15 protein-coding genes are annotated in these 14,937 nt (G+C 66.3%); 11 read left to right on the forward strand and 4 right to left on the reverse strand.

Features of this window, described 5'->3' with window-relative positions:
- Nucleotides 1–7 precede the first annotated feature (7 nt).
- The 9 genes from secD to ACRAQ3_RS06235 are packed head-to-tail and all read left to right on the forward strand — an operon-like array spanning nt 8 to nt 6,684.
- Nucleotides 8–1,672 carry a protein translocase subunit SecD gene (gene secD, locus ACRAQ3_RS06195; RefSeq protein ID WP_432256029.1) on the forward strand — a complete coding sequence of 555 codons (1,665 nt, stop codon included), beginning with the start codon at nt 8–10 and terminating at the stop codon, nt 1,670–1,672.
- Between the two features lies 1 nt (nt 1,673).
- Nucleotides 1,674–2,645, forward strand: a complete 972-nt coding sequence (gene secF, locus ACRAQ3_RS06200; RefSeq protein WP_432256030.1) for a protein translocase subunit SecF — start codon at nt 1,674–1,676, stop codon at nt 2,643–2,645.
- 57 nt (nt 2,646–2,702) lie between these two features.
- On the forward strand, nt 2,703–3,056 hold the full coding sequence (locus tag ACRAQ3_RS06205) for an Mth938-like domain-containing protein (protein ID WP_432256031.1): 354 nt from the start codon (nt 2,703–2,705) through the stop codon (nt 3,054–3,056).
- On the forward strand, nt 3,053–3,673 hold the full coding sequence (gene ccmA / locus ACRAQ3_RS06210) for a heme ABC exporter ATP-binding protein CcmA (protein WP_432256262.1): 621 nt from the start codon (nt 3,053–3,055) through the stop codon (nt 3,671–3,673). Before ACRAQ3_RS06205 ends, ccmA begins: the two co-directional genes overlap by 4 nt.
- Nucleotides 3,670–4,326 (forward strand): heme exporter protein CcmB, encoded by a 657-nt coding sequence (ccmB, locus tag ACRAQ3_RS06215; protein ID WP_085897470.1) that lies wholly within the window; start codon nt 3,670–3,672, stop codon nt 4,324–4,326. The genes ccmA and ccmB overlap by 4 nt, the downstream gene beginning before the upstream one ends.
- A gap of 46 nt (nt 4,327–4,372) precedes the next feature.
- A complete protein-coding gene (gene ccmC / locus ACRAQ3_RS06220; RefSeq protein WP_269398096.1) occupies nt 4,373–5,116 on the forward strand; it encodes a heme ABC transporter permease CcmC in 744 nt (247 codons plus the stop codon).
- Entirely contained in the window at nt 5,113–5,259 is a 147-nt protein-coding gene (gene ccmD / locus ACRAQ3_RS06225; RefSeq protein ID WP_242665620.1) for a heme exporter protein CcmD, read from the forward strand. The genes ccmC and ccmD overlap by 4 nt, the downstream gene beginning before the upstream one ends.
- Nucleotides 5,252–5,788: a DsbE family thiol:disulfide interchange protein gene (locus ACRAQ3_RS06230; protein WP_432256032.1), complete on the forward strand. Its 537-nt coding sequence runs from the start codon at nt 5,252–5,254 to the stop codon at nt 5,786–5,788. Before ccmD ends, ACRAQ3_RS06230 begins: the two co-directional genes overlap by 8 nt.
- A 47-nt stretch (nt 5,789–5,835) precedes the next feature.
- A complete protein-coding gene (locus ACRAQ3_RS06235; RefSeq protein WP_432256033.1) occupies nt 5,836–6,684 on the forward strand; it encodes a c-type cytochrome in 849 nt (282 codons plus the stop codon).
- A 108-nt stretch (nt 6,685–6,792) separates the two neighbouring features.
- On the opposite strand, the gene acnA is transcribed toward ACRAQ3_RS06235, so the two are convergent.
- A complete protein-coding gene (gene acnA, locus ACRAQ3_RS06240) occupies nt 6,793–9,573 on the reverse strand; it encodes an aconitate hydratase AcnA (RefSeq protein ID WP_432256034.1) in 2,781 nt (926 codons plus the stop codon).
- A 219-nt stretch (nt 9,574–9,792) separates the two neighbouring features.
- On the opposite strand from acnA, the gene ACRAQ3_RS06245 reads away from it, so the two are divergent.
- Nucleotides 9,793–10,488, forward strand: a complete 696-nt coding sequence (locus tag ACRAQ3_RS06245; protein WP_432256035.1) for a DUF1223 domain-containing protein — start codon at nt 9,793–9,795, stop codon at nt 10,486–10,488.
- Here the strand turns inward: ACRAQ3_RS06245 and ACRAQ3_RS06250 are convergent.
- A complete protein-coding gene (locus tag ACRAQ3_RS06250; RefSeq protein WP_432256036.1) occupies nt 10,485–11,378 on the reverse strand; it encodes a lysophospholipid acyltransferase family protein in 894 nt (297 codons plus the stop codon). The two genes, ACRAQ3_RS06245 and ACRAQ3_RS06250, sit on opposite strands and share 4 nt — an antisense overlap.
- An 81-nt stretch (nt 11,379–11,459) precedes the next feature.
- On the reverse strand, nt 11,460–12,530 hold the full coding sequence (locus tag ACRAQ3_RS06255) for a FliG C-terminal domain-containing protein (protein WP_432256037.1): 1,071 nt from the start codon (nt 12,528–12,530) through the stop codon (nt 11,460–11,462).
- Between the two features lie 358 nt (nt 12,531–12,888).
- On the opposite strand from ACRAQ3_RS06255, the gene ACRAQ3_RS06260 reads away from it, so the two are divergent.
- A complete protein-coding gene (locus tag ACRAQ3_RS06260; protein WP_085897462.1) occupies nt 12,889–13,488 on the forward strand; it encodes a helix-turn-helix transcriptional regulator in 600 nt (199 codons plus the stop codon).
- A gap of 35 nt (nt 13,489–13,523) precedes the next feature.
- Here ACRAQ3_RS06260 and purB read toward each other — a convergent pair whose 3' ends face one another.
- Nucleotides 13,524–14,825, reverse strand: coding sequence for an adenylosuccinate lyase (purB, locus tag ACRAQ3_RS06265; RefSeq protein ID WP_432256038.1), 1,302 nt, complete (start codon nt 14,823–14,825; stop codon nt 13,524–13,526).
- Nucleotides 14,826–14,937: the final 112 nt, after the last annotated feature.

Below are 14,937 nucleotides of genomic sequence, written 5' to 3' on the forward strand. Positions count from 1 at the left end.
GAACGACATGATGCACATCTCCACCTGGCGCCGGGTGCTGATCTGGCTGGTCTGCCTGGGCGGGCTGTTCTTCGCGTTGCCGAACCTGTTCTACGACAGGGTCGAGACCGCGAACGACGCCCGTGCCGTGATCGAGACCGGCCAGACCAATGCCGAGCTCGAGGCCGATGCCGGCCTCTGGCCCGAATGGATGCCCTCGGGCCTCGTCAATCTCGGGCTCGACCTGCGGGGCGGCGCCCATCTTCTGGCCGAGGTGCAGGTCGAAGAGGTCTATGCCGCGCGCATGGAGGCGATGTGGCCCGAGGTGCGCGACGCGCTCGCGGCCCGGCGCGACACGGTGGGCTTCGTAACCCGCGAAGAGGGCGGCGATCCGACCGAGCTGCGGGTGCGTATCTCCAATGCCGATCAGGCGGCCGCCGCGCTCGAGATCGTGCGCGGCCTCGCCACACCGATCCAAAGCCTGACCGGCGGCGGCGCCGACGATATCGAGGTACGCGCCGATGGCGCCGAGATCATCGTCACTCTGAGCGAGGCCGAGCGCGCCGCCACCGATGACCGCACCATCCGCCAGGCGCTCGAGATCGTGCGTCGCCGGATCGACGAGGTCGGTACCCGCGAGCCGACGATCCAGCGCCAGGGCGAGGACCGCATCCTGATCGAGGTGCCGGGCGTCGGCTCGGCCGAGGAGGTCAAGGAAATCATCGGCACGACCGCGCAGCTGACCTTCCAGCCGGTCGTGTCGCGGACGGGCGACGCCAATGAAAGCCCCGGCCCCAATAACGAGATCCTGCCGTCGCTCGACGAAGAGGGCGTCTACTACATCCTCGAGCGCAACCCCGTGGTGTCGGGCGAGGAACTTGTCGATGCCCAGCCCGCCTTCGACCAGAACGGCCGCCCGGCGGTGAACTTCCGGTTCAACCCGACCGGCGCCCGCGCCTTCGGTGACTACACGGCCGAGAACATCGGCTCGCCCTTCGCCATCGTGCTCGACGAGGAGGTGATCTCCGCCCCCGTCATCCAGAGCCACATCCCCGGCGGATCTGGCATCATCACCGGCAACTTCACGGTCGAGGAATCGACCCAGCTCGCGGTGCTGCTGCGGGCCGGGGCGCTGCCCGCCGGTCTCGAGTTCCTCGAAGAGCGGACGATCGGGCCCGAGCTTGGTGCCGACAGCATCGCCGCCGGCAAGATCGCGGCCATCGTCGGTGCGCTCGCGGTCGTCGTCTTCATGATCCTGACCTACGGCCTGTTCGGCGTCTTCGCCACCGTCGCGCTGACCATCAACATGATCCTGATTTTCGCGGTGCTGTCGATCCTAGGGGCCACGCTGACCCTGCCGGGCATCGCCGGCATCGTGCTCACCATGGGCATGGCGGTGGACGCGAACGTGCTGGTCTATGAGCGGATCCGCGAGGAGCTCAAGACCGCGCGTGGACCGGCCCGTGCCATCGATCTGGGCTATGAGAAGGCGCTTTCGGCGATCCTCGACGGCAACGTCACCACCTTGATCACTGCGTTGATCCTGTTTCTCGTGGGCTCCGGCCCGGTGCGTGGTTTCGCCGTCACCCTCGGCCTCGGCATCCTGACCTCGGTCTTCACCGCGATCTTCGTGACGCGTCTGTTGATCGTGATCTGGTTCGAACGCCGTCGTCCCAAAACAATCGAGGTCTGACATGCGGTTGCGCATCGTACCCGACGACACCAAGATCGATTTCTTTCGCGCCGCGCGGATCACCTTTGGCGCCTCGATCGTGGCGATGATCGTCAGCGTCGTGCTGTTCTTCGCGATGGGGCTGAACTTCGGCATCGATTTCCAGGGCGGAACCACGATCCGCACCGAGGCCGAGAGCCCGGTCGACGTCGCGGCCTATCGCCAGGCGATCGCGCCGCTGGATCTCGGTGACGTCATCATCACCGAGGTGTTCGACCCGTCCTTCGGCGACGACAAGAACGTGGCCTCGGTACGGATCCAGGCGCAGGAAGGCGCCGAGGCCGTCAGCGCCGAGACCATCGGCGCGGTCGAGACGGCGCTGCAAGGCGTCGATCCGACCATCACCTTTCCGAGCGTCGAAAGCGTCGGCCCGAAGGTTTCGGGCGAGCTGATCCAGTCCGCGATCTTCGCCGTTCTGGGTTCGCTCGTGGCGATCCTGTTCTATATTTGGCTGCGCTTCGAGTGGCAGTTCGCGGTGGGCGCCATCGCGGCGCTGGTGCATGACGTGGTACTCACCATCGGCCTGTTCGCGGCGATCCAGATCAAGTTCGACCTCGCGATCATCGCGGCGCTGCTGACCATCGTCGGCTACTCGATCAACGACACCGTGGTAGTGTTCGACCGGGCCCGCGAGAACTTGCGCAAATACAAGACCATGCCGCTGCGCGACCTGCTCAACCTTTCGGCCAATGAGACGCTGAGCCGGACCGTCATGACCTCCGGCACCACGCTTCTGGCGCTGCTGGCGCTGATCGTGCTGGGCGGCGACGTGATCCGTGGCTTTGTCTTCGCGATCTTCTGGGGCGTTCTGGTCGGGACCTATTCCTCGATCTACGTCGCCAAGAACATCGTGCTGATGCTCGGCGTGAAGCGCGATTGGGACAAGAAGGACGATCCGAAGGCGGGGACGCAGTTCGCGAATATCGACGCCTGAGCAGGTCGCGGCGTCGGATCTGCGTATTTTGGGAAAGATGAAGGGGGAGGCGCGGCCATGCGGTTGACCGAGATCGACTACGACGACTCGATGCCCATCGACGGCTACGGTCCGGGCTTCTTCCGGATCGGCGGCAAGGTGGTCGAGGGCGCGGTGACGCTCGCGCCGACCGGTCTCAGGAGCTGGGGCGGTTACGAGGACCTCGACGCCGTTCTGGCGCTCGTGGGTCGCGTCGACGTGCTCTTCGTCGGCACCGGCGCCGAGATCGCCCATGCGCCACGTACATTCCGCGACCGGCTGGAGGAGGCGGGGATCGGCGTCGAGACCATGGCCACGCCGGCCGCCTGCCGCACATACAACGTGCTCTTGTCGGAGGGGCGGCGCGTCGCGGTCGCGCTGCTGCCGGTCTGACCGACCTCGTCGTCACCGACCTCGCGGTCGAGCGCGGCGGCATGCCGGTGCTCACCGGCGTGTCGTTCCGCCTCTCGCCGGGGCAGGGCCTCGTACTGCGCGGCGCCAATGGCATTGGCAAGACGACGCTCCTGCGAACCATCGCGGGGCTTCAAACACAGCTCTCCGGCCAGATCGCGGGTGCGGGGGAGCGCGCCGGATATGCCAGCCACGCCGACGGCATCAAGCCCGCGCTCACCGTCGCCGAGACGCTGCGCTTCTGGGCCGATCTCTACCGCACCGAGTTGCCCGCTGACGTGTTCGAACTCTTCGATCTCGAGGATCTGCGGGATCGTCCGGCCGGGACGCTTTCGGCCGGGCAGGGCCGCAGGCTCGGCCTTGCCCGGCTCGCGGTGATCGGCCGCGAGGTGCTGCTGCTCGACGAACCCACCGTTTCGCTCGACGCTTTTTCCGTAAAGCGCTTTGCGTTTTTCCTGCGGGATCGCCATCTCGCGCGTGGCGGTATCGCCGTGATCGCTACCCATATCGATCTCGGCCTCGATCTCCCGGTTCTGGATCTGACGCCGCACCGTGCCGCGCTGGAGGCGCAGGGTGGCTCCGACGAGGCGTTCCTGTGAGAGCACTTCTCGCGCGAGATCTGCGGCTCGCCGTGCGCGCCGGTGGCGGCTTCGGCCTCGGCCTTGCCTTCTTTCTCATCGTGGTGGTGCTGGTGCCATTCGGCGTGGGGCCGGAAACGGCGATACTCGCGCGCATCGCGCCGGGCATCCTGTGGGTCGCGGCGTTGCTCGCGGCACTCCTGTCGCTCGATCGGATCTTCGCACTCGATCACGAGGATGGCTCGCTGCCGCTTCTCGCCACGGCGCCGCTGCCGCTGGAGATGCTGGCGCTGGCCAAGGCGCTGGCGCACTGGATCACCACCGGGCTGCCACTTGTCGTCGCGGCGCCGCTGCTGGGCGTGCTGCTGCATCTGCCGGGAGAGGCGATGCCCTGGCTGCTGGTGTCGCTGGCCATCGGTACCCCGGCGCTGTCGCTGATCGGGACCTTCGGTGCCGCTCTGACCGTGGGGCTGCGCCGGGGTGGCCTCCTGCTGTCGCTGATCGTGCTGCCGCTCTACGTGCCGATCCTCATCTTCGGCGCCGAGGCGGCCCGACGCGGGGCCGAGGGCCTGCCGGCGGCCACGCCGCTCATGCTGCTCGCGGGCATCGGGCTGGGCTGTGCGGCCTTGCTGCCATTCGCCACGGCCGCCGCGCTACGGGTCACGTTGCGTTGACGCAGCCGGGCATTGAGCCGTCTTGCGCGGCAGGATAGGAAAAGTCATGTCGATCTGGTCCTACGCCAATCCGAGGAAGTTCCTCGACACGACGGCCCCTTGGGTGCCGTGGCTCATGTGGCTCGCCGCCGCCGTTCTGGCGGTCGGGCTGGTCTGGGGATTCTTCTTCACGCCCGAGGCCGAGCGTTTCGGCTCCTCGGTGAAGATCATCTACCTGCATGTCCCCTCGGCGCTGATGGCGATCAATGCCTGGCTGATGATGCTCGTGGCCTCGCTGATCTGGCTGATCCGCAGGCATCACGTCAGCGCGCTTGCGGCCCGTGCGGCGGCGCCGGTGGGCATGGTGATGACGGTGATCGCGCTGATCACCGGCGCGATCTGGGGCCAGCCGATGTGGGGCACATGGTGGGCCTGGGACCCGCGACTGACCTCGTTCCTGATCCTGTTCCTGTTCTATCTCGGCTACATCGCGCTCTGGACCGCGATTCCCGACCCCGACAGCGCCGCCGATTTGACATCGGTGCTCTGCCTCGTCGGCTCGGTCTTCGCGATCCTGTCGCGATACGCCGTGAACTTCTGGAACCAAGGGCTGCATCAGGGCGCCTCGCTGTCGCTCGACAAGCAGGAGAACGTGGCCGACGTGTTCTGGGTGCCGCTGCTCGTCTGCATGGCAGGCTTCGTGTTGCTGTTCCTCGCGTTGGTGCTGTTGCGCACCGGCACCGAGATCCGCGCCCGCCGCATCGCGGCCCTACGGGCCCGCGCCCGCCGGGTCGAGCCGGTGCGCGCATGATGGATCTGGGCAAATACGCGGCCGAGGTGATCTCGGCCTGGGGCATCAGCCTCGCGGCGCTGGCAGGTCTGGTCTGGTGGAGCGTCAGGCGCGACCGCAAGGTTCGGGCCGAACTGGAAAGGACCGAGCGCGACCATGGCTAGGATCTCGCCCCTGATCATCCTGCCCCCGGCGATCTTCGCGGCGCTGGCCGGGTTGTTCGCCGCCGGCATGCTGCGCGACAACCCCGACGAGTTGCCGTCGGCACTAATCGGCCGCGAGGCGCCGTTGACCGAAACGGGAACCCTGTCCGGCAAGCCACCTTTCGATCCGGCCGTGCTCGCCGATGGCGAGGTCAAGCTGGTGAACTTCTGGGCCAGCTGGTGCGCGCCTTGCCGGGTCGAGCATCCGAACCTCGCGGAACTGGCCGAGGGCGGGCTGCCGGTCTACGGCATCAACTACAAGGACGATCCGCGGAACGCGGCGGCCTTTCTCGCCGAGCTGGGCGACCCCTACGAGGCCATCGGCACAGATGACGGCCGCGTGGCGCGCGATTGGGGTGTCTATGGCGTGCCGGAAACCTTCGTCGTCGATGGCGAGGGACGAATCCTTGAACGCATGGCCGGTCCGGTGACCCAGCGCGCCATCGCCGATCGGTTGCAGCCCGCGCTGGAACAGGCTGCCTCTAGGTAAACTCACGCCCGCGTGATACGCTCCCTGCCAGTCATGGGGAGTTTGTCATGAAGGTTTCCGGTTTCCTGAGTTCGTCCCTCATTTTCGCCGCTACGGGGGGTCTGGCCGAACCGACGCTCGAACGCGGGACCTATCTCGTCGAGGGGCCTGCCGCCTGCGGCAATTGCCACAGTCCGATGGGGCCTGAGGGGCCATTGCCCGACATGCATCTCTCCGGTCGCTTGGTCGAAGAGACGCCCGATTTCACTGCGATCGCGTCGAATATCACGCCCGCAAGCCGCGTGGCGGAGTGGTCCGACGCGGAACTCGCCCGCGCGATCCGCGAGGGCATCCGTCCCGATGGCAGCGTGATCGGTCCGCCGATGCCGATCCCGCTTTATCGCGGGCTGTCGGATGATGACGTGATGAGCATGGTGATCTATCTGCGGCAGGTCCCGGCCGTGGAGAACGACCCGGGCGAAAGCCGCTACGACATTCCGCTCCCGCCTAGCTACGGCCCCCCGGTGGAGAGCGCGAGCGCACCCGACCGCGGGGCAACGGTGGAGTACGGTGCCTATCTGGCGGGGCCCGTGGCGCATTGCATCGAATGCCACTCGCCGATGGGGCCGCAGGGTCCGATGACCGACACGCATACCGGTGCGGGCGGGTTCGAATTCCATGGGCCGTGGGGCACTGTGATCTCGCCCAATATCACTTCCGGCGAGGACGGCGTCGCGGAGTATTCGGACGAGGATCTGAAGGCGATGATCACCCAGGGACTGCGCCCGGACGGCGAACGGATGTCGCCACCGATGCCCTATGCCAACTATGCCAGGATGACGGAGGAGGATCTGGACGCCGTCATCGCCTATCTGCGGCAGTTGCCCCCGCGGCCCGACGGCGCCGGGTTGGAGTAGCGGCGGAAGGAAACGGTCGGTTTCATTCCGTGATCGCCGATTTCCGAAGAAAAACCGCCCCGGCCATCGGCCGGGGCGGTCTGTTTTCGCGCCGCGATCCGAAACGGATCAGGCGGCCGACTGCGCGAGGTTGCGCAGCACGTAGTGCAGCACGCCGCCGTTCTTGATGTAGTCGATCTCCACCGCCGTATCGATCCGGCAGCGCAGCGTGACCTCCTTGGTCGAGCCGTCACCCATGGTGATCGTCGCCGTCACTTCCTGCAACGGCTTCACATCGCTCAGGCCCTTGATCGACACGCTCTCGTCGCCGGTGAGACCCAGCGACTTGCGGGTGTCGCCGCCGGTGAACTCGAACGGGATCACGCCCATGCCGACGAGGTTCGAGCGGTGGATGCGCTCGAAGTTCTCGGCGATGACCGCCTTCACGCCCAGAAGGGCGGTACCCTTCGCGGCCCAGTCGCGCGAGGAGCCTGCGCCGTACTGCTCGCCGCCGAAGATGACGAGCGGCTTGCCCTGTTCCTGCCACGCCATGGCGGCGTCGTAGATCGCCATCTGGCTGCCGTCGGGACCCTTGGTGTAGCCGCCCTCGACCCCGTCCAGCATCTCGTTGCGGATGCGGATGTTGGCGAAGGTGCCGCGCATCATCACCTCGTGGTTGCCGCGGCGCGAGCCGTACGAGTTGAACTCGCGCACCGGAACCTGACGCTCGACCAAGTACTTGCCGGCCGGGGTGGTCTCCTTGAACGAACCCGCGGGCGAGATGTGGTCGGTGGTCACCATGTCGCCGAGGATCGCCAGAACGCGGGCGTCCTCGATGTCGTGGATCTGGCCTGGCTCCTTGGACATGTTCTGGAAGTAGGGCGGGTTCTGCACGTAGGTCGAGGTCGCGGGCCAGTCATAGGTCTCGCTGTCGGGGGTCTCGACCGACTGCCACTTCTCGTCGCCCTTGAAGACGTCGGCGTATTTCTCCTGGAACGCTTCGCGGGTGACGGTCTTCTCGACCAGCTGGGCGATCTCGGACTGCGACGGCCAGATGTCCTTGAGATAGACGTCGTTGCCGTTCTTGTCCTGACCCAGCGGCTCGCGGGTGATGTCGACATTCATGTCGCCCACCAGCGCATAGGCCACCACGAGCGGCGGCGAGGCGAGGTAGTTGGCGCGCACGTCGGGGCTGATCCGGCCCTCGAAGTTGCGGTTGCCCGAGAGCACCGAGGTGGCGATCAGATCGTTGTCGTTGATCGCCTTGGAGATCTCGGTCTCGAGCGGGCCCGAGTTGCCGATGCAGGTGGTGCAGCCGTAGCCGACGAGGTTGAAGCCGATCGCGTCGAGATCGTCCTGCAGCCCGGCCGCTTCGAGATAGTGCGAGACGACCTGGCTGCCCGGTGCCAGCGAGGTCTTGACCCACGGCTTGCGGTTCAGCCCCAGTTCGCGCGCCTTGCGGGCGACGAGACCGGCGCCGATCATGACGTAGGGGTTCGAGGTGTTGGTGCAGGACGTGATCGAGGCAATCACGATCGAGCCGTCATGCATCTGGTAATGGCCGTCCTCGGTCTCCACGAAGCCGCGCTTGTGATGGCCCTCGTCGCCGGGGATGTCGACCGGCTCGGGCTGGCCGCCTTCACCTTCCCAGCGGATCTCGGAGTTTGCCGAGGTGTCCTCGCCCTTGCGCTGGCCCTTCACGTATTCGCCGAAGGCACGAGCGGCCTCGTCGAGCGCGATGTGGTCCTGCGGGCGCTTCGGACCCGAAATGGCGGGAACGACGGTGCCCATGTCGAGCTCGAGCGTGTCGGTGTAGACCGGCTCGTAGCCCTTGTCGCGCCACATGCCGTTTTCCTTGGCATAGGCCTCGACCAGCGCGATGCGATCCTTGTCGCGGCCGGTCTGCTCCATGTAGCGCAGCGTTTCCTGATCGATCGGGAAGAAGCCGCAGGTGGCGCCGTATTCGGGGGCCATGTTGCCGATCGTGGCACGGTCGGCCAGTGGCACGTTGTCGAGGCCGTCGCCGTAGAATTCGACGAACTTGCCGACCACGCCCTTCTCGCGCAGCATCTTCACGACGCGCAGCACGAGGTCGGTGGCGGTGGTGCCCTCGACCATCTTGCCGGTCAGCTTGAAGCCGATGACCTCGGGGATCAGCATCGAGATCGGCTGGCCCAGCATCGCGGCCTCGGCCTCGATGCCGCCCACGCCCCAGCCGAGAACGGCCGCGCCGTTGACCATGGTGGTGTGGCTGTCGGTGCCGACGAGCGTGTCCGGATAGGCCACTTCCTCACCGTTCTGGTCCTTGTCCGACCAGACCACCTGCGCGAGGTATTCGAGGTTCACCTGGTGGCAGATACCGGTGCCCGGCGGCACCACGCGGAAGTTCTGGAACGCCTTCTGGCCCCATTTCAGGAACTGGTAACGCTCGATGTTGCGCTCGTATTCGCGATCTACGTTCATCTGGAACGCGCGCGGGTTGCCGAACTCGTCGATCATCACCGAGTGGTCGATCACGAGATCGACGGGGTTGAGCGGGTTGATTAGCTGCGCGTCGCCGCCCAGCGCCTTGATGCCGTCGCGCATGGCCGCGAGGTCCACGACGGCGGGCACGCCGGTGAAGTCCTGCATCAGCACGCGGGCCGGGCGGTAGGCGATCTCGCGGGGGTTCTTGCCGCCATTGGCGCCCCACTCGGCAAAGGCCTTGATGTCGTCGGTCGAGACGGAGAAACCGCCATCCTCGAAGCGCAGCAGGTTCTCCAGCACCACTTTGAGCGCGGCCGGCAGGCGATCGAAATCGCCTAGGCCCGCCTCGGTGGCGGCGGGAATCGAGTAATACGACAGGCTCTGCGACCCGACCGTGAGCTTCCGGCGGGTCTTGGCGCTGTCCTGGCCAACTTGAATCGGCATGAAGTGTCCCTTCTGGCTGCGAGCTGTGGGTCTGGCCCCGGTTCTGCCGCAACGGCAGCAGGCGATCAAGGCCGTCGCCGTCTATGTATACAACGGCACACAAATGTCCAGATGCGGCCGCCTCGCGTTTCGCGCACGTCGCTCTCGCGGCGGCTTGATTGGCAAGGAGGGGCGGAACCGCTTAGACCGGACAGGGTAATTTCGGATTGGAGAGAAGGCATGCGCGGATTCTTGGCGGCTTTGGTCAGCGCGGCCTGTCTTGCCTTCACTCCGGTCCAGGCCGAGTCGCCGGTGGTGATCGAGCTGTTCACCTCGCAGGGCTGTTCGAGCTGCCCGCCCGCCGACCAGATGGTGCGCGACCTTGCCACGCGGGAAGACGTCATCGCACTGGGGCTGCATGTCGATTACTGGGACTATATCGGCTGGGCCGACAGCTTTGCCCAACCGGGCTTCACCAAGCGTCAGAAGGCCTATGCTGCCGCCGTGGGCGAACGGATGGTCTATACGCCGCAATTCGTGGTCGGCGGTGTCGAGCGGATCGTCGGGGCCAAGCCGATGAAGGTGATGGAAGCGGTGATGAACCACGCCGAGATGCCCGCGACGGTGACGATGCAGGCCAAACGCGATGGCGGGCTGCTGCGAATCAAGGCGCGACGCATGACCGATCATACGGAACCGCTGATGGTGCAACTCGTGCGTTTCATGCCCGAGGCAAAGGTCTCGATCAAGAATGGCGAGAATGCGGGGCACGATCTGACCTATGCCAATATCGTGACGTCGTGGGGTCTGCTGGTGCGATGGAACGGAACCGAGGATCTCGAAATCGAGACGCCGATCGAGGGCGACCAGCCCGGCGCCGTGATCGTTCAGGAAGAGGGGCCGGGCGCGATCCTCGCTGCGGCGCGGCTGCCCTAGCGGCGGGCTGCCTTCCACCGGTTGTGCACCCAGAACCATTGTCCGGGATCGCGCCTCACCCGCGCCTCGAGCCGGGCGGTCGCCTCGCGCATCATGTCGAGCGGTGCGCCATGTGGAATCGGGGCCTCGACCGCCACATCGAATGAGATGCCGTCGGCGCGACGGGTGCCGTAATACGGCACGAGCAGCGCATCGAAGCGCCGCGCAAGCTCGGCAGCGGTCAGGGCGGTGCGCGCGGGCCGACCCAGGAAATCGATCTCGACGCCGCTGCGATCGTGCAGGTCGAACAGGATCGTCGCCATGCCGCCCGCCTTGAGATGGCGCAGGAACCCGGTCAGACCGCGACGCCCCTTTGCGAAAACCGGCCCCGACACGTCCTGCATCGTCGCCGCGTAGTGGTCGTTGACGAAGCGGTTCGACATTTCGCGATAGAGCCCGCCGATGTCGTAGCCCATGCCGGTGAGCACACGCCGAGGCGCTTCGTGATTGCCGAAATGCCCGGTGACGAAGATCACCGGACGGCCTTCGGCGCGGGCACGCGCAACCGCTTCCATGCCGTCGGATTGCTGCGGTTCGGAGGGCAGGGCGCGGGCGAACTCGGCTCCCGAGTAGTTCTCGATCAGGGTACGCCCGAGATTGTCGCAGACCGCGCGCGCCAAGGTGGCGCGGCGCTCGGGTGCAAGGTCGGGCCAGATCAGCGCGAGATTTGCGCTGGCGCGGCGGCGATAGCCCGCGAGGGGTCCGATCGCGCGCGCGGTGAGCGACCCCATCGCTGCGACGCGCCGCTCGTAGGGCAGGGCCATCACGGTGCCGATCGCGGCACGCAGGGCCAGATCGACCGCCCGGTCGGTGGGGCCACGCCCCGAGGGTCTTGCCGTGTCGCCTGCCATGGCCGCTCCGCTATCCTGACGCTGCCCCTCATTGGCCATAGGACGGAGAGGGCCGAAAGCCAAGATGCGCCCCGCGAGGCACTAGCCCATGGTGTCGTCGGGTTCCGGCGAGACGAGCGTGATTTCGCCGGCATCGGCGGCGGCGCGTATGGCGCCGGTGATCTCGCTCATCGCCGCCTCGGCCTCGATCAGGCGAATCTCGCCGCGTTCGGCGATCTCGTCTCGCAGCCCTTGGGCCATGCGTTGCGAGATGTTGTCGAGCAGATGCGCGGCGGCGGTGGCGAAACCGCCGCCCTGGGCCAGTGCCGCCGCGAGAGCGGTGATCAGCACCGGTTGTTCGATCCGGCGCAATATGGCCGGTGCGTCCGCAGCCGCGAGCCGATCGGGAATGTCGCCGAAGGTGAAGATGGACCGGCGTACATCGCGCGCGAAATCGGGATCATCGGCCTCGAGACCGTCCAGCACGTTGTCGCGTGTGGCGCTGCCGCTGGAATTGAGGATTTCGCCCAGCCTGTCGGGTGCCGGATCTGCGAAGGCATGGTGCGCCGGGCGGCAATGCTCCGCCGCTAGGGCCGCGCCGATCCGCTCGACTGCATCAGGTGTGATGGTCGAAGTCTGCGACATCGCATGGGTGATCCGCCGGGCCCGTTCCCCCGGCAGCAGCCCAAGCAGTTCCGCAGCCTTGGCGACCGGCAACTTCGACAGGGTGACCGCCGCGATCTCTGCGCATTCGCTGGTCATCAGCGGTACCAGATCGGGGCAGGGCAGCGCCGTCAGTCGCGCCCATGAATCGTCGCTAGAAGGCGGTTCGGTCTCGGCCCGCAACCGCGCCGCCGTCGCCGGGCTGATCCGTCCGTCGAGCGCGGCCAGAACCCCGTCCATGCCGCGTGGTGCAGCGAGGCCCAGCCCTTCGATGCGGTCGGAGAATTCCGCCGCCACGGCGGCCAGCGTCGTACGATCGACGAGGCGCAGGGCACCCAGTTCGCGGGTCAGGCTGATCTGCACCTCCTCCGGCAAGGCGGCCAGATCGAGCTTGCGCCCCTCGGCGATCGCCAGTTGCACCACCATCGCGGCCTTGCGACGATGACTCAGGTTGCGGCTGCCGCCGACCGGGCGAGCCCCGGCAGGATCTATGGGCTGGGGGGCTGACACGGATGCTGTCTCCTGATGCGGTCGGTTCGAACGTCATAGAAGATCTGGGTAAACAGGTGGTTCTCAGTTCGTTCCAAGGATGGCCCCGAGCCATGATGTCCCGAAGGTTCTCGACGATGTCGCCATTTCAGGCGAAATAGGCCACGGCGCTATCGAAGTGTTCAGATCCGTAGTGTAATCCACTTGAGGTGAAGCAATTCCCGACCGATACTGTATGTATTGGGCAAGTTCGTTTATGCAGTCTGAAGTCGCGTTTCCGAGGTCTTGTCCGGGAGGCTCGTCCTGGGGAGGACTGAAGATCGAACTTGGCACGATGAGCGGACCGATCGCGACCATGCAGCTGGAACGGGTCCATTAAATGAGCGTCTCGATCGATAGCGAGCTGCTCGGTCGCTTGGCGCCGGTTGGTCACTACCTTGCCTTGCGGATCGGCTTCGCGTTCCCGCTCGAAGAATATAACAATTTGCCTCAGCCCTGGATTGACCTCTATACATCCGAGCGGTTCCTGCTCGACGATCCGGCGATCCGTTGGGCCTATGCCAACGAGGGGATCGCGCGCTGGAGCGCGCTCGACGACCCGCTCGGCATCTTCGCGAAGGCCTGGCGGCTGGGGCTGCGTCACGGCGCGGTCGCGTCGGTCTCGGACGAGGAGAGCGGGCTGCGCTCCTACGGCATCTTCTTGCGCGAGGACCGCGAGTTCAGCGATCGCGAACTGGGCGTGCTGCACGGCATGTTGCTGACCCTGCATGAGAGGGCGGCACCGCCGACCAACCTGACGCAAGCCGAGATCGAGGTGCTGCGGATGGTCAAGAACGGCTACCGGCTCAAGCAGATCGCCCATGCGCTGGGCGTGACCGAGGGGGCGATCAAGCAGCGCCTGAAGAATGCCCGGACGAAGCTCGGCGCCTCGACGGCCACGCAGGCCGCGACACTGGCCTCGGGCTTCGGCCTGATCTGAAGAAGGCGGCGGGCCGAAGCCCGCCGCATGAGGCTTTAGCCGAACACGCGCGCGAAGATCGTGTCGACATGCTTGGTGTGATAGCCGAGGTCGAACTTCTCCTCGATCTGTTCACGTGTCAGCGCCGCCGTCACTTCGGGGTCGGCCAGAAGTTCGGTCTTGAAATCGGCGCCCTGTTCCCAGACCCGCATCGCGTTGCGCTGCACCAGACGGTAGGCGTCCTCGCGGCTCACGCCCGCCTGCGTCAGCGCCAGCAGGACCCGCTGGCTCATCACCAGACCGCGGAACTTATTCATGTTGTCGAGCATGTGCCGCGGGTAGATCACCAGCTTTTCGATCACGCCCGCGAGGCGGTTCAGAGCAAAGTCGAGCGTCACCGTGGTGTCGGGGCCGATCGCCCGCTCGACCGAGGAGTGCGAGATGTCGCGCTCGTGCCAGAGCGTGACGTTCTCCATTGCTGGCACCACCGACATGCGCACCAGACGGGCGAGGCCGGTCAGGTTCTCGGTCAGCACCGGGTTGCGCTTGTGCGGCATGGCCGAGGACCCCTTCTGGCCCTTGGAGAAGAACTCCTCCGCTTCGAGGACTTCCGTCCGCTGCATGTGGCGGATCTCGGTGGCGATGTTCTCCATCGACGAGGCGATCACGCCCAGCGTGGCAAAGAACATGGCATGGCGATCGCGCGGGATCACCTGGGTGGAAATCGGTTCGGGCTTGAGACCCATCTTGGCGCAGACATGCTCCTCGACGCGCGGATCGACATTGGCGAAGGTGCCCACCGCGCCTGAAATGGCGCCGGTGGCGATCTCGTCACGGGCGTTCCTGAGGCGCGCGAGGCCGCGATCCATCTCGGCGTAGAAGCGCGCGAAGGTCAGCCCCATGGTGGTCGGCTCGGCATGGATGCCGTGGGAACGACCGATACGGACCGTGTCCTTGTGCTCGATCGCGCGCGCCTTGAGCGCGGCCAGAACGCGCTCCATGTCGGCGATCAGCAGGTCGGCGGCACGGGTGAGCTGTACGTTGAAAGTGGTGTCGAGCACGTCCGACGAGGTCATGCCCTGATGCACGAAGCGGGCCTGGTCCGAGCCCACATGCTCGGCGAGATGGGTCAGGAAGGCGATGACGTCGTGCTTTGTGACGGCCTCGATCTCGTCGATGCGCGCGACGTCGAACTCGACATCCTTCGCCTTCCACACGGCGTCGGCATTCTCGCGCGGGATCACGCCCAGATCCGCCATCGCGTCGCCCGCATGGGCCTCGATCTCGTACCAGATGCGGAACTTGGTGGCGGGTTCCCAGATGGCGGTCATCTCGGGGCGGGAATAGCGGGGGATCATCGGCGCTCTCTTCGATCGGGGAAGGGTACGCCGGGGTCATAGGGGCATGGGGACGGGCGCACAAGGTCGCCGGATGACCCGGCGGCACTGTCCGCGCGCCCCCAACTGCGAA

Source organism: Limimaricola sp. AA108-03 (assembly GCF_050847355.1).
Classification (GTDB): Bacteria; Pseudomonadota; Alphaproteobacteria; order Rhodobacterales; family Rhodobacteraceae; genus Limimaricola.